Here is a 23,397-nt window from a genome sequence, read left to right as displayed (position 1 = left end):
TTAAATAATTTAAGTTGTCCAAACTTTAGCACCTGTTTTATCTGTTTTCTGCGGAAAGATTGTCGTCCCATTCCTTCACGTGCGGCTCCCCCAGTTTATCTACAGATTTGGCGACCATCATGGAAACGGCGGCATCACCGGTCACGTTCACCGTGGTGCGGCACATGTCAAGAGGCCGGTCTACAGCAAAGATCAGTGCAAGACCGGCTTCAGGGATACCTGCCTGGGCCAGTACGATAACCAGCATCACCATTCCGGCACCGGGTACGGCAGCAGAACCTATGGAAGCTAAAGTCGCTGTAGCAATGATCCCCAATTGTGCTGAAAGCGAAAGGTCCATCCCGAAGGCCTGCGCGATGAAAACAGCGGCCACGGCCTGATATAGGCTGGTTCCATCCATGTTAATAGTGGCACCAATCGGTAATACAAAACTGGCCACTTCTTCTTCCACTCCCATGTGCTCTTCTACACGCTCCATGGTAACAGGAAGGGTTGCCGCACTTGAGCTGGTGGAAAAAGCCAACAGCTGAGCCGGGGCTATTCCATTCTCAAAAAAGGCAGGGGTCCTTCCGGTAAACACCCAAACTATAAGAATGTATACCCCTATCATTAAAAGCAGTCCTATAAGAACCGTTACCGCATACATGGCCAGCGCCTGGAACAGGTCCGCACTTGGAGATTCCACTACGAGGGCCGCTAACAGAGCAAAAACCCCGTAAGGCGCGGTAAGCATGATGATGTCGATCAGCTTCAGGATAACTTCATTGAAGCCGTCAAAAAAGGCTTTTACAGGTTTTGCCGTTTCTTCAGGGATAAGGATCAATCCGACTCCGAAGAAAATAGCGAAGAAGATCACCTGCAGCATGTTGGAATTGTCACCCGCAGCTGCGAAAATGTTGCTGGGCACCAGGTCTTCAAGAGCCTGAAGTGGCCCCGCTTCCTTCTGCTTGGCGGCATCGGCAATCCTTACCGAAGCATCCCCCTCGTAGCTGGCGATCAATTCATTCCGGGTATCTTCAGAAATAGCACTTCCCGGTTTGATCAAGTTAACCATCCCAAGGCCTATAGAAACCGCGATCACCGTAGTGGTGATGTAAATAAGAATGGTGCGGGTTCCCATTTTCGACAGCTTGGAAATGTCTTTAAGGTCTGAGATCCCTTTTATTAGTGAGGCCAGGATCAAGGGCACTGCGATCAATTTAAGGGCATTTATAAAAATGTTCCCGAAAGGCTTGATCCAGTCTCCAATGAATTCAGCGCCCCAGGAAAAATTGGTCATGAGGAGGGCAAAGATCACCCCGGCAGCCATTCCTAATAAGATCTGCCAGTGCAGTGCGAGTTTTTTCATAATCTATGGTCTCTGAAAAATTTAAATTTTTGATGTTTTATTGAGTAAATAGAAATCGGCCATTACCAGTGCAGCCATCGCTTCCACGATAGGCACCGCCCTGGGAACCACGCAGGGATCGTGTCTTCCTTTTCCCTGCATTTCCACCTTTTGGCCTTCTGTATCTATGGTTTCCTGTTTCTGAATAAGAGTGGCTACCGGCTTAAAGGCAACCCTGAAGTAAATATCCATTCCGTTGGAAATACCTCCCTGTATTCCCCCGCTGTAATTCGTTCTTGTAGAGCCATCCTCGTTAAAAAGGTCATTGTGATCACTGCCTCTCATGGTCGCACCTTTAAAGCCGCTGCCATACTCGAAGCCTTTTACGGCATTGATGGAGAGCATGGCCTGCCCCAGTTTGGCGTGCAGCTTATCAAATACTGGTTCCCCCAGTCCTGCCGGAACGTTTTGGATCACGCATTCAACTACCCCGCCAATAGTATCACCCTGCGAGCGGATCTCCCTGATATGCGCTTCCATTTTTGCAGCCGTTTCCTCATCGGGGCAACGTACAACGTTCTTCTCTATTTCTGAAAGATCAAGATCTTTATAATCCTTTTCCAAGTTTATCTCTCCCACCGCCGAAGTGTAGGCGGTGATCTTCATGTCCTTTATCAATTGTTTGGCAACAGCTCCGGCCGCGACCCTGCAGGCGGTTTCCCTGGCCGAAGAACGGCCTCCTCCCCTGTAGTCTCGATTACCATATTTTTGGTCATAAGTATAATCAGCGTGTGACGGGCGGTAGACGTCTTTAATATGGCTATAATCCTTCGATCTCTGGTCGGCGTTTTCAATGATAAAACCAATGGGAGTGCCGGTGGTTTTGCCTTCAAAGATCCCGGAAAGGAATTTTACCGTATCGGCTTCCTTCCGCTGGGTAACTATAGCCGACTGCCCCGGTTTGCGGCGTTGCATCTCCCGCTGCACCTCTTCCAGGTCGATCTTCACCCCAGCCGGACATCCATCGATAATTCCGCCAATCGCCTCCCCGTGGGACTCCCCAAAAGTGGTAAGTTTAAAAAGTGTTCCGAAGGAATTTCCCGCCATAGAGATCGAATTTGAGCAAATGTAATTTTTTAAAGCAAGACTTGAAAATCATATTTTAAGCGCCTGAGCCATGATCACCACCGGATGCAAGGCTTTTCTCCCCGTCCCGTCAATGATCTGGTGCCGGCAACTGGTACCGGGCGCGGCTATTATAATGTCATCGGAAGCCTTACGCACCGCCGGAAACAATGTCTGCTCTCCTATCTGCATGCTCACCTCGTAATGTTCTTTTTCGTAACCGAAGGATCCCGCCATTCCGCAGCAGCCCGAAGGAATGATGGTCACTTCATAATTCTGCGGAAGATTGAGCATTATGAAAGTACTCTCCACTCCCGAAAGCGCTTTTTGGTGACAATGTCCGTGCAGTTTTATCTTTTTCTTTTCCGAAGTAAAAGCCGAAGCTGAAATATTTCCGGCAAGAATTTCTTTTTTGAAGAATTCTTCCAAGAGAAACACATTCTTGGAAAGTTTTTCAGCTGCTGGCCTGTCATTTGCCAATCTCAAATACTCATCCCTGAAAGAAAGAATTGCAGAGGGCTCCAGCCCCAATAAAGGCGTATCTTCTGAAATGATCTTTCCAAAGATCTCGATGTTCTTATTTGCCACTTTCTTAGCTTCCTCTAAAAAGCCTTTGGAGATGAAGCTTCGCCCGCTCTCCGGATGCGCCACGATCTCCACCTCATAATTGAGGGTTCGTAAAAGCTTCAGGGCTGCCTTCCCCACTTCGGCATCCAGATAGTTGGTGAATTCATCATTAAATAAATAAATCTCTTTAACAGGGTTCGTTTGCTTCGTACGGTTCTTCTTGTAATATGAACTAACTGTTTCTGTAGCTACCAGCGGCATTTGCCTTTCAGGTGCTATCTCTAGCATTTTCTTTATAAGACCGGAAGATAGATTGCTCCTGAAAACCGCATTGGAAATATGCGGAAAATAAGAAGCCAGCCTGTTCATTCGGGTATTGTAGGCAAAGGCTTTGCTTCTTAAGGAACTGCCGTTCTTCCTTTGATACTGGTACTGGAATTCTGCTTTATAGGCTGCCATGTCAACGTTTGACGGACATTCGCTTTTGCAGCCCTTACAGCTGATGCACAACTCCAACACTTCCTTCAACTCCCGGTGATCAAACCTGTTCACCTTTTCTGAATGGGTCAAAAATTCCCGAAGTGCATTTGCGCGGGCACGGGTAGTGTCTTTTTCATTACGGGTGGCGCGGTAGCTAGGACACATGGTGCCCCCGGCTTCGGCAGGTTTACGGCAATCGCCGCTGCCATTACAATTTTCGGCTCCCCGAAGGATTCCCAAAGAATCTGAAAAATCCATCAGCGTGCTGATCTCCGGTTCTTTTCTTCCCGGTTCATAACGTAGGTCCTCGTCCATTGGCGGGGCATCTATGATCTTTCCGGGATTGAAAATGTGGTTTGGATCAAAGATATTTTTTACCCTTTTCAGCAACTGATAATTTTCAGCGCCTATCATGAATTCGATGAACTCTGCACGCACCCTGCCGTCACCATGCTCCCCGCTCATGGAACCTCCGTATTTTTTTACGAGGGCGGCCACATCCTGAGTGATCTTTCTAAAAAGGACCACATCTTCCTCTTTTTTGAGGTTGAGGATAGGCCTTAGATGCAGTTCCCCCGCACCGGCATGGGCATAATAAACAGCATCCTGCCCGTACTCCTTCATCAGTGCCGAAAATTCGTTGATATATTCAGCCAGGTCTTCCACGGCTACGGCGGTATCTTCTATACAGGCCACCGCTTTTTTATCTCCTACAATGTTCCCTAAAAGGCCAAGTCCGGCTTTCCTGAGCTCCAGTGCCAGGTCAATGGTGTCATTCCGCAGCACGGGCAAGGCATAGGCCAGGCCGGAATCGGTGAGGGTTTTGATGAGTTCGGCGGTACGATCGAGCAATTCGGTCTCATCGCCGGCACGCAGCTCCAGCATTAGGATGGCTGCCGGGTCACCTTCAATAAAGAACCTGTTCTCGCGATATTTTATGCTGTTCTTGGTGCAGTCCAGGATCACCTTGTCCATCATCTCACAGGTGAAAAGCGAATGCTGCATTGCTGGAACCACCGCCTGCAGGCATTTTTCAACCGAATCGAAATGAGCGGCGATCATCACCGCGTTTTCGGCAGGTAAGGGATCCAGTTGTAGGGTGATCTCTGTGGTAAAGGCAAGGGTGCCTTCACTGCCGCACAAAAGATCGGCGATGTTTATCTTTTTATTCGATTCTGAAAAGATCTCTGTATCTATCAGGCTGTCTACGGCATACCCGGTGTTGCGCCGGTGGATCTCGGGTTTGGGAAAGCCCTTTTCGATCTCCTGCCTTACCTCTTCAGGTTTCAGTTCTTCATATAACTTCCGGTAGATCTCCCCTTCCATGGAATCCAATTCCATTTTGCTTCGGAATTCTTCCGAAGAAACTTCAGAAAAAACAGCTTCAGAACCATCAGAAAGCAGTACTTTAAGCTCCACTACCTTATCGCGGGTTACACCATATTTGATCGAAGTGGTGCCGCTGGAATTGTTTCCAACCATTCCCCCTATCATGCACCTGTTGGAAGTGGAGGTGTTGGGTCCGAAGAACAATCCATACTGTTTTAAATGGCGGTTGAGGTCATCTCTAATGACTCCCGGCTGTACCCGCACCGTTCTTGCCTTCTCATCTACCTCCAGGATTCGGGTGAAATATTTGGAAACATCTGTCACGATGCCTTCTCCAACACATTGCCCTGCGAGGGAAGTACCGGCAGTCCTTGGAATGAGAGAGGTGTTATTGGTAGCGGCAAAATTAATGAGCTCCTTTAGATCCTCATTTGATTTGGGATAAGCAGCGGCAAGGGGCAAGTTCCTGTACACCGAAGCATCTGTCGCGAAAATGCTGCGCCACAGGGAATCAAAATAGAGCTCTCCTTCAAGGCGGGAAGACAGCTCTTTTAATTTATTTTTCATAGATAACGGACTGAAACAGAGGCTTCTTTCTACACTATCTCATCATTTTAACATTATATTAGCGAAAGCAGTAGTTTAATGGAATAACAGAAAACCTAATTTTGCCTAAAACTAATTAAAAGAGAAGACATGAAAAAATTGATTTTACTAGCCATTTGTTTATTAGGATTCACCTTCAGTTCGCAGGCGCAAAGTATTGCTGATCATGCCCTTGGGTTACGATTGGGAGACAATAATGGTTTGGGAACTGAGATCTCATATCAGCACGGGTTGTCTGAAAACAATCGCTTAGAATTGGATCTTGGATGGAGAAGTCACGACAATGCCGATGCTTTTAAACTTACAGGTTTGTACCAGTGGGTATGGAACATTGACGGAGGATTCAACTGGTATGTTGGTGCCGGTGGAGGAATAGGCTCTGTGGATATTGATAACGGAGACAGCGATTTCTTCGCGCTTGTCGCAGGTGATGTGGGAATCGAGTATGACTTTGATATTCCACTATTGATCTCCCTTGACTTTAGACCGGAAATTGGATTCGTCGATTACTACGATGACCTGGATTTCGATATCGCTCTGGGTATCCGTTACCAGTTCTAAAAAGAAGTTTTTGTTATAAATGAGGGCTGCCTAAAATACCTTTTTGGCAGCCTTTTTTTGTTCCTGAACCCCTGCCAGTGCTTGTTTATAAAGATCCTCGTACAAAGGTACAATGACATTGATATCGAATATACTGGCCTGGTTATGAGCGTTGGTTTTGAACCTTTGCAGGGTTTCATCATCTTTGAGAATGCTGATGGCATTCCTTCCCATTTCTTCAATTGCCCCAACCTCACTTAAAAATCCTGAATAAGCCTGCTTATTCACTTCCGGAAGTCCGCCGGTATTGGTAGAGATCACCGGAACTCCGTTCACCATGGCTTCAAGAGCGGCAAGTCCAAAACTTTCAATTTCTGAGGGCAGCAAAAAGAGGTCAGAAAAGCTCAGCACCTTATCGATCTCATGCGATTCCCCAAGGAACAGCACTTTGTCCTCAATCCCCAGTTCAGCGACCAGTTCTTCCGCCATTTCCCTTTCGGGCCCCTGCCCTACCATCACCAGTTTGGATTTTACCTCCTGCTGTATCTTGTAAAAGATCATGATCACATCATCAATACGCTTCACTTTCCTAAAGTTACTCACGTGAGTTATGATCCTCTCATCCCCACGTGCCAGCATGGAGCGCTGACAATTGCTAACAGAGTTACTGTATTTCGAAGTATCTATAAAATTGGGCACCACCTCGATCTTCTTCCTAAGCTTGAACAACCTCATGGTATCGGCTTTCAGGCTTTGGGAAACCGAAGTGACCACATCACTGTTATTGATGCTAAAAGTAACAGCAGGCTTGTAAAAAGGATGATTTCCCACCAGGGTAATATCGGTACCGTGCAGCGTGGTCATCATGGGCAGGTAGATCCCTTCTTCCTCGAGCATCTTTTTGGCCATATACCCGGCGTAGGCATGAGGAATGGCATAATGCACGTGCAGCATCTCGATCTTGTGGAGCTTGACCATATCAACCAGTTTACTGCTCAGGGCGAGTTCGTAAGGCTGATAATGGAACAATGGATATTCCGGCACATTCACTTCGTGAAAATGAATATTACCGGACAATTGTTCCAATCTTACCGGTTGTTTATAGGTAATAAAATGGATTTCATGGCCTCTCTTGGAAAGGGCCATCCCCAATTCTGTGGCAACAACTCCACTCCCCCCGAAGGTGGGATAACAAACAATAGCGATCTTCATCTATTAACGCTCTATAGCTTCGTATATGATTTCCTGTATCTTAGTACGAATTCCTTCCCGTATGAGTTTCTTGTCTTCTGAAGAAGGATGAATTCGATTGGATAAAAATACGTAAACTATTTCTTCATGAGGGTCTGCCCAGGTTAAAGTTCCTGTAAATCCGCTGTGGCCGAAACTGGTCATGGATACACAACCACAGGTAGGGCCTGCTTCTTTAAGTTGAGGTTTATCAAATCCAACCCCCCTTCTTACTTCATCCTCACAGTAATAGCAGGTGTTGAACTTATCAATGGTCTCCTGATCCAGGAATTTGATCCCGCCGTATTCTCCGCCGTTCAGGTACATCTGCATGATCTTGGCAACATCATTGGCGTTGGCAAATAGCCCCGCCTGCCCGCCTATTCCTCCCAAAATGGCTGCGCCTTCGTCATGTACATAACCGTGAAGCAGCTGTTTTCTCCACAATTTGTCATTTTCTGTTGGAATGATCTTTTCCTTCGGAAATTTATTCAGGGGCAAATAAGTTGTATTATTGGCTCCAAGAGACTGGTAAAAATGGTCCTGAGTCAGGTAATCCAAAGAAGTACCATAAATATCTTCCAGATATGCCTTTAACAGGTAGTACGGGAGATCGCTGTACTGATATTCTCTTTTCCTGTTGAGCTCACTCTTCCTGATCACTTTTACAATTGAATCTCTAATGTCATTCCGAACATACATGCCTTCAGCGATCTTGGTGTTGTACCCGGGAAATTCCTTGTCTCTCACATAACGTTTATCTGTGCGGCCGGTTTCAGGATCTTTGGTGATCGCGTAAAACGGGATCCAGGATTTGAAACGGGCATAATGTGACAGCATCTGTAAAAGAGTGATATCTGCCTTATCTGTTCCACGGAAGGCAGGAAACATCTCCCCAAGATTTGTATCAAGATCAAGCTCGTTCTTCTCTACCAGCTCCATAATAAGCGGCAAGGTAGCCAGGATCTTGGTAAGGGAAGCCAGATCATATACGTCTGAAGCTTTTACAGGCCTTTCCTTTTCATAGGTATGATAGCCGGAATTATTCTCGTAGATGACTTTTCCTTTGCGGGCCACAAGCACCTGGACACCAGGTGCCATTTTTTCATCAAGAACGGTTTGTACCAGGGAATCGATCTTTTTCAGTTTCTCCGAATTCATACCCACGCTTTCGGGAAGTCCGTACGCCAAACGCTTGAGATCCCGGGTGCGGTAACCCGTACCAACAGGGAATTCCCTGCCGGCGCTTACGGGCAATTTACCTTTAGCCTCAATGGCACCAAAGATGACCTGCGCCGCCTTCTGCTGAGCCAATTCACTGTTTTGAAACGCTACCTGAATGGCTTCAAAATTTCCGGTGGTCTTTAGATCGATCAAGGCATAAGGCCTTGTAAATATGTTCAGGATGACCCTGTTCTTTCTGGCGATCTCATACAGCCAGGCCTGTTGTTTGGCGTTCATTTTATAACCGCTCCATGGAGAGTCATTCGATTGATGGTATCCTACTATTACTAAATTATAACTGTCAAGCTCATCAAGGAGCACATTCAGATTTTCAGCAGAAACAGAATCTACACGGGTATAGCGGGATAATTGCTCATAAAAAGAATCACCACTGTCCTCTCCAAAATGCACGTAAGCGATCTTTGTTTTTTCAAGGTCTCGTATGGGAATAAGGCTCCTGTCATTCTTGATGACCGTCATGGCCTCTTCATAAAGCCTGTGCGACAGGAGCTCGCTTTTGAGCCCGTTAAGGTCCTTATGAATGTTGGTGGTATCCACTGGTTGATAGTTGTGCAGCCCCGCCTTGTATTTAGCGAACAAGATCTTTCTTACGGAATGCCTGAGGCGTTCTTCGGTGATCAAGCCCTCATTATAAGCTTTGAGGATCTTTTGCTTTGCTTTGGAAACATCTTCAGACATCAACAAAATGTCATTCCCGGCCTGGAAGGCTGCCAGGTCGATCTCGCCTGGTTCATCGAAGTCAGCCACCCCCCGCATGTTCAGGGCATCGGTGATCACCAGGCCATTGAATTCGAGTTGTTCCTTAAGAATTCCGGTTACAATTTCGTGGGAAAGCGAGGAAGGAAAATTCGAACGTTCCTCAAGACTCGGCACATTTAGATGTGCCACCATCACGCTGCTGAGGCCTTCATCCATAAGGGCCATATACGGGTACAGCTCTTCCCGGTAAATACGGTTTCTTGAAAAATCTATGGTGGGCAGGGTTTTATGTGAATCCTGCTGCGTGTCTCCATGACCCGGAAAATGTTTGGCGCTGCTCAACACATTTTCCCGCTCCATTCCTCTTACAAAAGCCGCGGCCTTTTCGGCCACGTTCTCTTTTTCTTCTCCATAAGAACGGTTCCCAATAATGGGATTTTCGGGGTTGGTATTGATATCAACCACCGGAGCGAAATTCATGTGTACTCCAAGCCTTTTAGAATGCCTGGCCACCTGTACCCCCACTTCTTCAATAAGCTGAGGGTTCTGAATGGCTCCAAGCGTCATGTTCCACGGAAAAGCATAAGTGGAATCAAGCCGCATTGCCAGCCCCCACTCGGCATCCATGCTTACCAGGAGCGGAGTCTTTGACAATTCCTGAAATTCATTGGTAAGCCGGGCCTGTCTCACAGGACCGCCTTTAGAAAAGATAACGCCACCCACTTTTTCTTCGGAAATAAGCTCGCGCACCTTTTCCTTTTCTTCCGAAGAACCGTTGGAATAGATGTCAACAATAAATAACTGTCCCACTTTTTCATTCAGGGTCATCTGGTCATAGATGCTGTCCACCCATTTGCGTTGCAGTTCATGATCTTCAGCTATTAGTGGCCGACTCTGTGAAAAGCTGTTCTGAATAAAAAGAAAGGAAAAAAATAAAAGGTAGAAAAAAGGGCTTTTTTTCAAGTTCATTAATTGAGAAAACGTTTATGCCAGCTTTCAGATGCAGGCACTTCCCAGTCTGAAAGATATTCGGCTTTGTTATTTACAAGATTATTGAATACGATGGTCTTCGGGGAAACAGCGCGGTCTTTCGCCATTTTTCGGAAATCTGTAAGCGTCTTGTAAGCCACAAAATCCCCCTGCTTGTAGGAAACATTCATCTTGTCTAAAAGGTCAACCCCGTAATCTTTTTCAAGCTGCTGAATGAATTTAACCGAAGCATCTATGGAACAACCGGTGGCTGCATTCATTTCCTGGTCAAGACCAAGAATAATGAACCTTTTATAACGGATCTCGTAAGAAGCCTTTAGGTCAGCTCCGTGGGCCGTCCAACTTTCTATGAATTCCTGAAGTTTTTCTTGTATTTCCTCCTGCTCCTGATCAGTAAAAGAGCGATTGGCCTGATAGATCCAGACACGGGAACTATCCGGTAGATTTTCAAATGGAACAAACATGTGTGAATTTTATTTTTCACAAAATTAGTTGATTCTCAGCTTTGTTCAAACTACAGGGCGTTAAAAATAGAAGCCTATTTCCACCATAAAACCTGCTTGTTAAATTCCTATTATTTAAAAAGTTATACCTGATTTTTAATTTTTAAAAAGTGACACAAATCATAAAATAATTAGAATACCAAATCTTAATTTTGTTTTATGACAAATGATCTCTCAAAATTAATCTCAAGTGCTCAAAGATTGGGCTACACCGGTGATGTTAATAATATTTATGCCATACGGGACTGGTTGCGAGAAAACCACCAGATACATGTAGAAGTAGGATGTGTATGGGACGAACAGGTGAACCTGGTAGAAGGATATTTCTACACCGTTACGGCGCCAATATACATCTACCACGATGAACCCCATTACTGTACCGGCGGAAATTCTCATTCTGCAATGCTTTTTGAAGGAGTGCAGAAAGCTCTTAAGCTTTTACAGCGATACAACAAGCAAAAACACCTACAGGTAGAGGATGATGATCTCGTTGTAGCTTACCTGAAAGGCTACAGTGAAAAGAATGCAAAACAACGGAAACAACCTCCTTATCCAACCAACATTGAAGAATACGCATACAAGCAAGGAAAGCAGGGAGATTATATAGAAGAAGGCCTTACCGATGAGGATATCATTGTGCTGGTAAGAAATGAATTAAAAGAAGAAGACCAACTTCGGCTTAAATAAAAAAAGGCTGTCAATTCATTTGACAGCCTCTCTTTTTCAGTATATTTTATCTACAGATCCTCTGCGTTGGCAATCATCTCAGCAAGATCCATCACCTCAATTTGACCTTCTTTATCTTTTGCTTTTACTCCGTCCGTAAGCATGGTGTTGCAGAAAGGACATCCGGCGGCGATCATTTCCGGCTTGACATCAATGGCCTGTTCAGTACGGGCCACGTTGACTTCTTCTTTACCGGGTTCCGGCTCCTTGAACATCTGCGCACCACCTGCACCACAGCACATGGCGTTCTTCTTACAGCGTTTCATTTCAACCAGCTCCACTTCCAGCTTTCTCAGAAGGTCACGAGGTGCCTCATAGATATCATTTCCACGCCCTAGGTAACAGGGATCGTGAAAAGTGATCCTTTTCCCTTTGAACTTGCCGCCTTCCACGGTAAGTCTGCCTTCATCCAGCAGGGATTTCAAAAAGGTGGTATGGTGCATTACCTCGTAATTGCCTCCAAGACCGGGATATTCATTTTTGATGATATTAAAGCAATGCGGACAGGTGGTCACGATCTTTTTGATCTCGTACCCGTTCAAAACTTCGATATTTCCGGCAGCCTGCATCTGGTAAAGGAATTCGTTTCCGGCCCTTTTTGCAGGATCTCCAGTACAACTTTCTTCGGTTCCCAAAACGGCAAAATCCACATTTGCCTTGCTAAGCAGTCGGACAAAGGCTTTGGTGATCTTTTTTGCACGATCGTCAAAACTTCCGGCACAACCTACCCAAAATAGAACTTCAGGTTTTTTGCCTTCTGCCATATATTCGGCCATGGTAGGCACTTTAATATTTTCAGCCATTATTGTAATTTTTAAAAAGCCTTGGGCTTTTATTTTCAGAATTTATTTGCCGGCACTAATTTTCGTTAGCCCAGTTTAAACGGTCCATCTGGTTATAAGGCCAGGGAGCACCGTTGTTCTCAATATTGCTCATCGCGTTGTTAAGATCGGCAGGACCGGCGCTTTGCTCCATCATAAGGTATCTTCGCATTTCAACAATGATAGACATCGGGTCGATTCCCACAGGGCAGGCTTCTACGCACATATTACAGGTGGTGCAGGCCCAGATCTCCTCGCGAAGAATGTAATCGTCAAGCAGTTGCTTCCCGTCATCCTTGAAAGATCCGTTCTTGTTGATATTTTCCCCTACTTCCTCAAGCCTGTCACGGGTATCCATCATGATCTTACGCGGAGAAAGCAATTTCCCGGTGTTATTCGCAGGACATTCATCTGTACACCTACCGCACTCGGTACAGGTGTAGGCATTTAGAAGTTGTACCCGGTTAAGGTCAAAAACATCTGAAGCCCCAAACTTTTCGGGTTCACCCTCCTCCTGGCCTTCAGGTTCGGCAGGGGCGGCAAACGGATCAGCGTCTGGATCCATCATCAACTGCACCTCTTTGGTTACAGCTTCAATATTGTCAAATTCTCCCTTTGGACGGATCTTTGAAAAATATACGTTTGGAAAAGCAAGCAAAATATGCAGGTGCTTTGAATAGTACAGGTAATTAAGGAAGAACAGAATTCCAAGGATATGCAGCCACCAGGCAGCTCTTTCGATGAAAATAAGCGTGGAGTTGCTCAAGCCGTCAAATAGCGGAAGAAGCATACTACTCACGGGAAAGGCTCCTGCCTCCACATAATGAGGTGCTCCGTTGATCTGTAATTGATGGTCTGCTGCGTTCATCACCAGGAATAAGGTCATAAGCACCATTTCAAAATACAGGATGTAATTGGCATCGTTCTTTGGCCAGCTGGTCATTTCACGAGCCATGAACCTGTACACATGCAGGATGTTTCTCCTCACCCAGAAAATGATCACCCCTACCAGTACCAGCAGGGCAAGTATTTCAAAGGAGGCGATAAGGAAATCATAAGCAGCGCCGCCACCGGCGAACACCCTGTGGGTTCCGAAGATCCCGTCTATGATGATCTCCAGCACTTCAATATTTATAATGATGAAGCCCAGGTAAACGATGATGTGTACGATTCCTGAAACGGGTCTTCTCACCATTTTATACTGACCGAGCGCTATTTTGGCCATTTTTTTCCAGCGAATGCCGGGATGGTCGTTGCGGTCAATCTCTCTTCCCAGTTTGATGTTTCGGATCATTCGGCGAACATTCCGAACGAATATGCCTATCCCAATGGCGAATGCAAGGATGAAAGCGATCTGTGCAATAATTTGCATGGTTGGTTGAGTTGGTTGGTTATTTCAAAGAATCTTTTGGAGGCGAATATGGGCCGGGGTTCTTTCCGAAGATAGAAAAATGAACATATCGCTTCGGATTCAGTTTTATATCCTGGATCAATTCGTCAAGCTGGTTGGTTGCTCTTTCCAGGTTGTTGTAAACCGTAGGATCATTGATAAGCCTGGCCGCGGTGCCATCACCATTATTGAGTTTGTTGGTGACATCTTCAAAATTGGAAACGGCTGTTTCCAGATCATTCGTCATCCTTTTAAGATCAACCTGTGCCAGCGTATCAGAGAAATTATTCAAGTTGGTCGTCATTTCATCCAAATTAGTAAAAGTACGGTTGAATTTGGGAGAATTCTCAGACAGAATTTTATCGGCGGATTTGGCTGTGCTACGAAGAGAGGCTACTGTAAGGGAAAGATTCTCTATACTGTTCTTCAGATCTTTTCGGGTCTCTTCATTAAGCACCTGATTAAAAGCATTCACAAGTGAATCTGTGCTCACGATCACCTTTTCCACCTTTTCCTGAAGCGGGGTAAGCCTTTCATTTACCAGTTCAAGAAGTCCTTCTTCAATAGCACTTTCCAGGGTGTCACCCGACTTTGCCATATTTCCCTGCTCATACTTCGGAAGGATCGCCACAGATTTTCCGCCGATGAGCCCGCCGCCATAGATCTGGGCCACACTGCTCTTGGCGAAAGGAAAGTCGTTATCTACGGTAAAAGTCACCACCAGTCTGCCCGAGGTGTCTAAAAAGCTAATATCGGTAACATTTCCTACTTCCAGTCCGTTAATGGTCACCGGCGAAGAGGGCGTTAGCCCTTCAACATCGTTATAGACGGCATAGAAGGTTCTGCTGGAATCAAACCAGTTCTTCCCTTTTAAAAAACTATATCCGAAAATAAAAAGAAGAATGGCCACAAGGGCCAGAAGAGCGGTTTTAACCTCTTTAGAATATTTCACAAAGATCTTATTTGATGAAGGACAAATTTAAAAATAAATATAGAAATGTTCCTTTATTTCACCTTTGTTTTTAACGCTTCGTTCACGCTGATCTTATCATTATCTTTAAAGGCTACTATATAACTGGTGCTGTACCCTTTCTTTTTTGCGTGCTCATGCAGCTCCTTGATCTGTACATAGCTTGAGGTCGCACCATAATAGTACTTATATAATTTACCTTCTTTGTTCCTGAAAACATCTGTCAATCCCTTGAAATTGCGCGGACTAGGTTCGATCTTTTTCCCTGTAGCCGCAAGCTGAATCCTGAATGTGACATCTTTGTATTCATCTGAAGGCCGCGAAGCTACTTCAGGATCTACCTTGATCGGAGGCTCTTCGGCCAGGCCTTCTAAAACTTCCAGATTGATGCTGTTCTTATAATCTTTTACCGCTTTTACGATAGCCGAAGACATTTTATCCTGACCCGAACTACTGTTAAGGAAGGAGCCTTCTCCTTTGTTGGTCAAAAAGCCGGTTTCAATAAGCACGCTTGGCATGTAGGTTTGTCTAAGCACGAGAAATCCCGCTTGTTTCACGCCGCGGTTCACCCTATTAAGCTCATGCGTAAATTTCTTCTGAATGAAATCGGCCAGCAGGATACTTTGATCAAGATATTCTTCCTGCATTAAAGTAAGGCCGATATAGGACTCAGGAGAATCAGGATTGAATCCGCCGTAGGTCACTTCATAATCTTCCTCCAGGTAGATCACCTGGTTCTCGCGCATGGCCACCTTAAGGTTATCCTCATTACGGTGAAGCCCCAGTACAAAGGTCTCTGTTCCCGAAGCCTGGGAGCTGTGCGCATTACAATGCACCGAAATAAATAGATCTGCTTCGGCCTCATTGGCGATCTCTGCACGACCCGCCAAAGTGACAAAAACGTCGGTCTTTCGGGTGTAGATTACCTTAACATCGGGCAGTTTTTCAAGTTCTGCGCCAATGTTTAACACAATGTTGAGGGCGATATCCTTCTCAAAATAACCGTTCCCCCTGTTTCCGGGGTCCTGCCCCCCATGGCCGGCGTCAAGAACCACTACAAATCGTTCGCGAGGAGGCTCACAATTGGAAGCGAATGCTTCCGCAGAAATAAAAAATGAAAAAAATAAAACTAAAAGGGCGACATGCTTCGTTCTCATATGGCTATAACGATTCAAATAGGTGGTTATTTTATTTTTTGATAAACCGAAAAGGTAGCTTAAAAAATATATGTAATTTTGAAACTTCAAAAAACAAGCCACGCTTACAAAAATAGCACATCTAGCATTGCGAACCAATATACTTCACATACTTTCCTGCAGTATTTTTTTACTGTTGAATCTTCCTCAAATTGCCGCCCAGGAGATCAAAACAAAAGAAGGTATTCGCATTCCCGCAGAGCGTGACACAGTGGCTCCTGTACAGGATTCCATAGAGATCGAAGCCCCGGTGCCGGTGATAAATATCACTCCCCAGGATTCTGTAAAACCCAAGAACCAGATGCTTACCGACCAGGTGGTCTACACAGCCGAAGATTACATGAGGTTAAGCCCCCGGGAAAACCGGCTCTACCTCTATGATCAGGCTGAAGTTACCTACGGGGACATTAACATTACTGCCGGAATGATCATTCTGGATAACGAAAAGAACGAGGTCTATGCCTACGGAATTCCTGATTCTACGGGCACTTACACGCAGAAACCGGTTTTCACACAGGCTCAAAGTGTGGTACGACCGGATTCGATCCGGTTCAATTTTGAGACCGAAAAAGCACTGGTTTTCAATTCGCGTACCGAGCAGGGAGAGTTCAAGGTTTTTGGAGCGGTGACAAAAAGAGAAAATGATTCGGTGTTTTACATGAAGAACGTGAAATTTACCACTTCTGAAGATGAAGAGGATCCCGACTACTATTTCTACGCCCGAAAGATCAAGTTCGTACCGGACAAAAAGATCGTTTCGGGGCTGGTAAACATGTACATCGCTGATGTTCCCACTCCGCTGGGACTGCCTTTCGGATATTTTCCGATGACCGACGAAGAAACTTCAGGATTCATCATTCCTTCTTTTGGGGAAGACAATAACCGTGGCTATTACCTTCAAAACGGGGGATATTACTTCGCGATAAGCGATTATGTTGATCTTACTACCCTGGGAGATTACTATACCAACGGAAGTTACGGGCTGCGCCTGGAATCTTCTTACGCCCTGCGCTACAGGTTCAGGGGGAACCTGAGTTTCAGGTATGAAAAATTGATCAACAGCGAGCGCGGTTTCCCGGATTATTCAGAAGGATCCATCTACAACCTTCGCTGGTACCATACACAGGATCAAAAAGCCAATCCTACTTCAAGATTTTCGGCCTCGGTGAACCTTGGGAGTAGCGATTATTACCAGGCTTCGACTAACCAGAGCAACTCCGGAAGCCGTCTTACCAACACCTTAAGCTCTTCGGTTTCATATTCCAAAACGTTTCCCATTGAGCCCCAGGTAAACCTGAGCATAACGGCCACCCACAGTCAGAACACGAACACACAGCAAATAAACATGACGCTGCCTACCATCCAGGCAAGCGTGGCGAGGATCTATCCTTTTGAACCAAAAATTGGAGCGAAAAAAGGAATCATTGAAAATATTAACTTTCAGTACAATTTTAGGGGAGAAAATAGATTCACGACTACAGACTCTCTTTTCTTCAAACCCGAAATGTTCGAAAACGCTGTGATGGGAGCACAACATACCGTGCCGCTTACCACCAACTTCAAGTTGTTCAATTACCTGAGCGTTAGCGCTGGTGGAAATTATACCGAAAACTGGGTGTTCAAGACCTTTGACCGCTCTTTTGACGAGGAGCTGCAACGGGAGGTGATTGACACCATTTCTGGATTTGATTCCTTTAGGACCTATAATTTCAACACAAGTATTGGAACGACCATCTACGGAACCGTCAATTTCAGTCCTGACAGCAAATACCAGGCGATAAGGCATGTGATGCGCCCCAGCATCAGCTACAATATCAACCCCGGATTTGACTATTATTATGACACTTACCTGATCCCTGAAGCTGCAGGAAGAGAAGAAAGAGAAGTGGAATATTCAAGGTTCCAGGGAACCCTCTACGGTCCTCCAGGGAAGAATTTTTCAAGCTCCATAGGCTTCGCTTTGAGCAATACTTTTGAGGCGAAAGTAAAAGATTCGGCAGATGCAGAGCCCAGGAAAGTTAAACTGCTGAACAACCTTAATGTTAGCACGTCATATAACCTGGCAGGAGATTCCTTAAAGCTATCGCCCATCAGCATCCGCGGGACACTTCCAATTATTCAGCAAAAACTGGATGTGAATTTTGGAACAAACCTGGACATCTACGCGTTGAACAACGACAACCGCAGGATCGACAAACTAAATATCAATAACGGCGGAAGTCTTTTCAGGATGACCAATGCCAACGTGAGCTTTGGGTACTCCTTTTCGAGCAGGGACTTTACCGGAGGAAAGGAGAACACCAACCGCCTAAGCAATGAAACCTTCAGGAACGGAGGGCGCCCCGATGATCTCTTCGGAAAGGGCATGGAATTAGACGGAACTTTCTATGATGAACAGGAAGAAGATGTGGCTGATGAAGAAGAGGGCCCGGAAAATAAATGGTATAACTTTGAGATTCCATGGGATCTGAGACTTGCCTATACCATGAACTATTCCAACACGGCCAGGCAGAATGAGATCTCCTCGCACTCCCTGATGTTCTCTGGAGACGTGGAACTTTCCCCACGATGGACGGTGGGAGCCTCCTCGGGTTATGATTTCGTGAACCAGGGATTCACTCATACCCAGTTGAGATTCGCCAGGGACCTCAAGAGTTGGAGAATGACCTTCAACTGGACTCCTTTTGGCCGCTACGAACAATGGAACTTCTTTATCGGGATCAAATCTGCCCTGCTGCGTGATATTAAATACGAGAAACGCAGACAACGCGACAGACAACTTTAATTCTCTTCATATGAAAAAGATCATTCGCACAACCAACGCACCGGCTCCTATTGGGCCGTACAATCAGGCAGTACTTGCAGGAAATACTTTGTACATTTCGGGCCAGATTGCCCTGGACCCTGAAACCAGTGAACTGGTACTCACCGGGATCCAGGAAGAGACGGAACAGGTCATGCAAAACCTGAAAGCGGTACTGGAAGCTGCCGGCATGAACTTCGAAAATGTGGTGAAAAGTTCCATTTTCATCAGCGATATGAACAATTTTTCGCAGATAAATTCGGTCTATTCTAAATACTTTGATGAAGAAACTGCTCCGGCAAGAGAAACAGTTGAAGTGGCCAACCTTCCGAAGTTCGTGAATGTGGAGATCAGCATGATCGCCATCAAATAATTATATCAATTGTCTTCCCCGGGGAAACGAATATAATCCGGGGCAAGGCTTTTTTGAGCCTCCTTCTCCTCTTCCTGCGGCTCTTCGGTAGCTGCAGTTGCTATTTCCTTATCAAGGATCTTCTGGATCAATTCCTTGAAGGTGTCAAAATCAACCTGGTAAGACAGGCCGACACCCTGGGTGAAGCCAAGTTCTTCTCCTATATACTGGATATTATTCTCCCGGTTAAAGATCTTCGCCCTCAGGTTTCCTTCCTCGTTCAGGAGGAATTCAATTTCAATGTTTCCAACGATAACTGTTTCGGTAACCCCACCTACCGGCACTCCCACCTGTCCGTTGATCAAAACGCGTTCACTTATCTGAGTGGAAAGAGTCACCCCGAAACGGTCTGCGGTAGATTGTTCAGGGGTCCTGGAGCCCTGTTCGTAATTAAGCCCTACTTCAAAGACACCACCATCCTCCCCTACCAGGCTACTGAAAAGCCCTGAAGAAGCACTTTGGAAAACCCCTCCTAAAATGGCACTTCCGGCGTTGCCTCCAAACACATCAGGGGTATAGAATTGTCCTAATGCCAGTAAAGAGAAAGCCTGAGCCTCACTATTACCGCTGGTCTCTATCTTATATTCCAACTCAGAACGTACCGCTGAAGTCACATTAGGATATTCCAGGTCAAAGGAAATATCGGGCTGCACCAGTTCACCTTGCAGATTGATCACCACATCTACAGGGATCCTTCTACTTACTCCAGGATTATCCAGAATGATGGCGGGATTGGCATGAGCTTCATATACCGCACTCATGTTAAGGTCGGCCTGCAAGGGGCTTCCGCTCCAGTTGATGCTTCCGCCGGGTCGTACGTCGAATCGCTTTTGAAGCGCTCCGTAATTAAAAATATATTCGCCGGTAGTTGCGATAAAGTCCCCCCACATATTGAATTTCCCAAGGGTGTTGATCTCTATCAAAAGAGTTCCGGCTCCCCGTCCTCTCAGTATGCTTCCGTCGACATCCAGTTCCACCAGCGCGTCGCTGGTGACATCAAGATCAAAATTAAGTTCAAGGCCTTTCACCTCCTCTACCTCTATTTCCTCTCCGGCAAGACGAGCTGCTTTCTCTTCAGGACTCAAAAAATTGATAAAGGAATTATCCCCAATGCTTTCGGTGTCAGAAATAGGAATTTTAAAGACGGTTCCGCGGCGGGTGGTTCCCACTACATCAATTACCAGTTCTGAAGTTGGTCCATATATGGAAGCATTCCCTCCCATAAAGGCGGTTCCGTAGTAAAGAGATTCTTCCTCCAGCTCGGTATCGAGAACCAAAAGCCGGTTCGTAGAAAGATTCAGCCCCAGGATCCATTTTTTGAAGTTGGTATGAGAGATGGTACCTCCCAAAGTTCCGGTGGTGTTATACCTGGTGTCGGTGATCTCGATATCTTCGAACTCGAACTGCTGCTTTGATAGATTGACCACTGCATTGTCTTCAAACCTGTAGTCCACCTCCAGGTAAGGAATGCTAAGCCCGGCCTTTTTCAAGAACAATCTGCCTGTGAAGTCGGGATTCTTATAACTTCCGGTGACATCGGCACTACCCGAAACATAACCACGGATATTATTGATCACATCTCCTCCAATCGGGCTAAAGGCCTCCATGTTAAAATTCCGCAGGTCAACATCCAGGTTTATGGTGGGATCATCATCAACTTCTATTTCTCCAATGGCCGATAAAGACTCCAAACCTTCGTTCCGTAGTGTCGTATTCACATTGTAGAAACTAAGATCCCTGTTCCCCATAACATCGATGTTCAGATTCCCTAAAAGTTCATCATTGATCACCAGATCACTGATGGTAAGTGAAGTATTGGGATAGTAAGCTCCATTTTGCTGCAGTAGATTCAAATTTCCGTTAACAACACCGCCCATTTCCAGCTTGTCAATTTCGGGAGTGATCTTATACAGGTCCACGTTCTCAAACTGCATTTTGAAATCTTTGTAGGTGGTATCCCGCATCTCGCCGGTAAGCCTGATCTCTTCATTCTGATGACTGAGCACCAGGGAATCCACCCTTAGGTTTTGCAGCCCCTTATCAAAGATCACCCTGTTTGACCTGTTATTTTTGGCGTTAAGCTGCCATACACTTTCCTTGAATTTGATGTCTGAACGTTGCAGCCCCACCACGGAATTGTTATTCTCATTGATAGTGTGGTACAGGTTGAGATTGTACTCGTCATTATTCTTTGGCCCTCCACGAAATTCCGAACGTACGAACAAGGTGTCATTAAGGGTAACATTAATCAGATTAAAATCGGCAATACTATAGATCCCGGTCGCCACACTATCAATTTCTATGAAAGTATTGAAAAGCGGGTTTGAGTTGTCTACCTGGATATTTACCTGATCAAAAAGGTTATTAAAAGCTTCTATTTTAGGCGATTTGAAGGCAAGCCTGAACTCAGATTCATCAGACTCCACACTTCCACGAATAAAGGTATTTGGCGCCAGGGTTATCTGCGGAAAGAACACCTCCACTATTTTATTGTAAATATCAAAATTGAATGAGAGGTATTGATCTGTGGTGATCTTGTTGGGGCGGTAATTGGTATAGAGGCTTCCCACGGCATTTTCCACCAGCGCCGGCACCTCTTTGATATCGAACACTCCCTCCACGCTTCCGTTGATCACATCTGGAGAATTTACGGTGATGGTTCTTACCGGGCCATCAAAACTTGAACTGATGCTGAGATCATTGAACATGTACCTGTCGTTCTCGTTTTCGTAAGAAGTATGCAGCAGCAGAATGTTCCCGGCAAGATCATTCAGGTTGGTACCGCGCATGTTCATGATAATATCTCCCTTAAACACGCTCAGGCTGTCCCTTTGCACCAGGTTCATCTTTGCCAGGTCGGCGTGAGCTACAGAGGCTTCAAAATCGTAAATATTGGTTCCTTCTGAAAAATCTACCAACCCGTTGAATTCCATCTGCAGGTTTGGATCAAGGGAGATGAAGTTCCCGTTGAAAACCGGCGCTTTCAGGGTACCCCGTATTTTAAGATTATTGTAGGCATAGCCTTTATATACCAGTTTCGAGATCCTTCCGCGTACCTGGGAATTAAGCGTTTCTGCGGAAAGCCCTTTTCCGCTGAAGTTGATATTAAAAGAAGTATTTCCAAGATCCCTTACCTCAAAAAGTTTCCCGAGATTGAAATTTTTCACCTCCAGGTGGCCGGAATAAGATGCTTCGGCCGTATGGCGGTAATCTTCCATCTCAAGATCAACATCGGCTGTCCCTAACTGTGAAAAAACATCGGCATCTACAATAAGGGAATTGGCAGAAACAAAGACATCCCCATGCAAATGCACATTTCCGAATTCTACCAGATCTTCAGGAAGCTTTTCCCGCAGCAGTCCCGGCAGCAGGTTCACCAGATCATAATAATTGGTGGCCAGTTCTTCCATATCTCCCTGAATAGAAAAGTTCTCCTCTGCCCCAGGCATGACGTTCTTAACCCGTAATTCTCCGGAAAGGCGGGTCCTGTCAAGGCCTTCCATCTGGAAATCGGTAAGGGTGAAATTATTCAACTGTCCTTCCAACACTGTAGAAAAGGAAAAGATCTCGTCATTTCCGAATTCCCTGTAAAACGGTTTCAGGTCGGTTGTTGAGATGGTGGATTGTCTGAAGTCGGCGGTAATGGGAACTGTGTTCACAAAATTCGAAAATCCCTGGCGGGTGTCAAAAACGATATTGGCCTCCACATTTGACTGTGGTGTAATAATCTGCAGGTCAGCGAGTGTCATCGCTTCGCTGGTATAAGAAAAATTAGTGCTCAAAAAATCGATTTCCAGCCCTCTTTTTTCAAGGGCGGAAAGTTTTCTTACGTCTACACTTATATCTGAATTTTCCAGCAGAAAATCATCGGCATTCAGGTTAAGGTCATTGAGCACAAGGATCTCCGGGTTATTGGCATTTTCATTCATGTAGCTGAAATGCCCGTTTATCACCTCCAGGTCGTTAATGGCCATGACAAAAGAAGAAGATTTCTTCTTTTTTTCAGATTTGAGCTTATTCAGGAAGACATTAAGGTTATCGCGGTTCTCCCCTTCATAGATCTTGAGGTCAAATTGCAGGTCGTGCGCGGTAGTATTTCCTAAAACAGGATTATTATTGAACAAACTTTTAAAGCTGGTAAGCGAGGTTGTCACCTTCTCAGAAAAGATCAGCGTATCCTGGTGGTGGTCACGAATAAGCACATCCCTAAGATCCATTCTCCCTCCATAAGTGATCCCCACCTTGCCAATGGTTATGTCCACATCTTTGTTCTCCTTCAGGGAGTTAGTGATCTTTCTCGCTACGGAAGTCTGAACAGAGGGAATAGAAAACACTATCAGTAAAATGATAAAAAGAAGCAACAGCGCGACCACTGTTTTACCCAGTATTTTCCAGAATTTTTTGATAGGATTTTTATGTTATAACTTTGCGAACAATA

At 45.5% G+C, this 23,397-nt stretch carries 15 protein-coding genes; 4 read left to right on the top strand and 11 right to left on the bottom strand.

Going from position 1 to position 23,397, the window contains the following annotated elements:
* Window positions 1-37: 37 nt before the first annotated feature.
* From BLS64_RS06460 to BLS64_RS06450, 3 genes are read right to left on the bottom strand one after another with little or no spacing between them, the layout of a single operon-like run.
* On the bottom strand, window positions 38-1,348 hold the full coding sequence (locus BLS64_RS06460; protein WP_093112689.1) for a dicarboxylate/amino acid:cation symporter: 1,311 nt from the start codon (window positions 1,346-1,348) through the stop codon (window positions 38-40).
* A 21-nt stretch (window positions 1,349-1,369) separates the two neighbouring features.
* Window positions 1,370-2,434, bottom strand: coding sequence for a chorismate synthase (aroC, locus tag BLS64_RS06455; protein ID WP_093112688.1), 1,065 nt, complete (start codon window positions 2,432-2,434; stop codon window positions 1,370-1,372).
* Between the two features lie 48 nt (window positions 2,435-2,482).
* Window positions 2,483-5,395 carry an FAD-binding and (Fe-S)-binding domain-containing protein gene (locus tag BLS64_RS06450; RefSeq protein WP_093112687.1) on the bottom strand — a complete coding sequence of 971 codons (2,913 nt, stop codon included), beginning with the start codon at window positions 5,393-5,395 and terminating at the stop codon, window positions 2,483-2,485.
* A gap of 129 nt (window positions 5,396-5,524) precedes the next feature.
* Between BLS64_RS06450 and BLS64_RS06445 the strand changes: the two genes are divergently transcribed.
* Window positions 5,525-5,995 carry a hypothetical protein gene (locus BLS64_RS06445; RefSeq protein WP_093112686.1) on the top strand — a complete coding sequence of 157 codons (471 nt, stop codon included), beginning with the start codon at window positions 5,525-5,527 and terminating at the stop codon, window positions 5,993-5,995.
* Between the two features lie 30 nt (window positions 5,996-6,025).
* On the opposite strand, the gene bshA is transcribed toward BLS64_RS06445, so the two are convergent.
* Genes bshA through BLS64_RS06430 form a run of 3 tightly spaced genes read right to left on the bottom strand, consistent with a single transcriptional unit; the run spans window position 6,026 to window position 10,602 of the window.
* Complete coding sequence (gene bshA, locus BLS64_RS06440) at window positions 6,026-7,186, bottom strand: N-acetyl-alpha-D-glucosaminyl L-malate synthase BshA (RefSeq protein WP_093112685.1); 1,161 nt, start codon at window positions 7,184-7,186, stop codon at window positions 6,026-6,028.
* Window positions 7,187-7,189: 3 nt separating this feature from the next.
* Entirely contained in the window at window positions 7,190-10,117 is a 2,928-nt protein-coding gene (locus BLS64_RS06435) for a glycoside hydrolase family 3 N-terminal domain-containing protein (RefSeq protein ID WP_093112684.1), read from the bottom strand.
* A complete protein-coding gene (locus BLS64_RS06430; RefSeq protein WP_093112683.1) occupies window positions 10,117-10,602 on the bottom strand; it encodes an ABC transporter ATPase in 486 nt (161 codons plus the stop codon). Before BLS64_RS06430 ends, BLS64_RS06435 begins: the two co-directional genes overlap by 1 nt.
* 198 nt (window positions 10,603-10,800) lie before the next feature.
* Between BLS64_RS06430 and BLS64_RS06425 the strand changes: the two genes are divergently transcribed.
* On the top strand, window positions 10,801-11,328 hold the full coding sequence (locus tag BLS64_RS06425) for a hypothetical protein (protein WP_093112682.1): 528 nt from the start codon (window positions 10,801-10,803) through the stop codon (window positions 11,326-11,328).
* A 50-nt stretch (window positions 11,329-11,378) separates the two neighbouring features.
* On the opposite strand, the gene BLS64_RS06420 is transcribed toward BLS64_RS06425, so the two are convergent.
* Genes BLS64_RS06420 through BLS64_RS06405 form a run of 4 tightly spaced genes read right to left on the bottom strand, consistent with a single transcriptional unit; the run spans window position 11,379 to window position 15,705 of the window.
* A complete protein-coding gene (locus BLS64_RS06420) occupies window positions 11,379-12,170 on the bottom strand; it encodes a (Fe-S)-binding protein (protein WP_093112681.1) in 792 nt (263 codons plus the stop codon).
* 55 nt (window positions 12,171-12,225) lie between these two features.
* The gene (locus BLS64_RS06415; RefSeq protein WP_093112680.1) at window positions 12,226-13,560 is read right to left on the bottom strand and encodes a (Fe-S)-binding protein; all 1,335 of its coding nucleotides are present in this window, start codon (window positions 13,558-13,560) and stop codon (window positions 12,226-12,228) included.
* A gap of 19 nt (window positions 13,561-13,579) precedes the next feature.
* Window positions 13,580-14,530 (bottom strand): MlaD family protein, encoded by a 951-nt coding sequence (locus BLS64_RS06410; protein WP_093112679.1) that lies wholly within the window; start codon window positions 14,528-14,530, stop codon window positions 13,580-13,582.
* Between the two features lie 53 nt (window positions 14,531-14,583).
* Window positions 14,584-15,705, bottom strand: coding sequence for an N-acetylmuramoyl-L-alanine amidase family protein (locus BLS64_RS06405; protein WP_093112950.1), 1,122 nt, complete (start codon window positions 15,703-15,705; stop codon window positions 14,584-14,586).
* Window positions 15,706-15,832: 127 nt separating this feature from the next.
* On the opposite strand from BLS64_RS06405, the gene BLS64_RS06400 reads away from it, so the two are divergent.
* Together BLS64_RS06400 and BLS64_RS06395 are read left to right on the top strand one after the other, a co-directional pair.
* Window positions 15,833-18,529, top strand: a complete 2,697-nt coding sequence (locus BLS64_RS06400) for a putative LPS assembly protein LptD (protein ID WP_093112678.1) — start codon at window positions 15,833-15,835, stop codon at window positions 18,527-18,529.
* Window positions 18,530-18,539: 10 nt separating this feature from the next.
* The gene (locus BLS64_RS06395) at window positions 18,540-18,920 is read left to right on the top strand and encodes a RidA family protein (RefSeq protein WP_093112677.1); all 381 of its coding nucleotides are present in this window, start codon (window positions 18,540-18,542) and stop codon (window positions 18,918-18,920) included.
* Between the two features lie 5 nt (window positions 18,921-18,925).
* Here the strand turns inward: BLS64_RS06395 and BLS64_RS06390 are convergent, their stop codons facing one another.
* Complete coding sequence (locus BLS64_RS06390) at window positions 18,926-23,320, bottom strand: translocation/assembly module TamB domain-containing protein (RefSeq protein ID WP_245693384.1); 4,395 nt, start codon at window positions 23,318-23,320, stop codon at window positions 18,926-18,928.
* Between the last annotated feature and the right edge of the window lie 77 nt (window positions 23,321-23,397).

The sequence above is a fragment of the Salinimicrobium catena genome, assembly GCF_900102915.1.
In the GTDB taxonomy this organism is placed as follows: domain Bacteria; phylum Bacteroidota; class Bacteroidia; order Flavobacteriales; family Flavobacteriaceae; genus Salinimicrobium; species Salinimicrobium catena.
The sequence above is the reverse complement of the archived record's forward strand: the minus strand, read 5'-3'. Positions and strand labels throughout refer to the sequence as shown.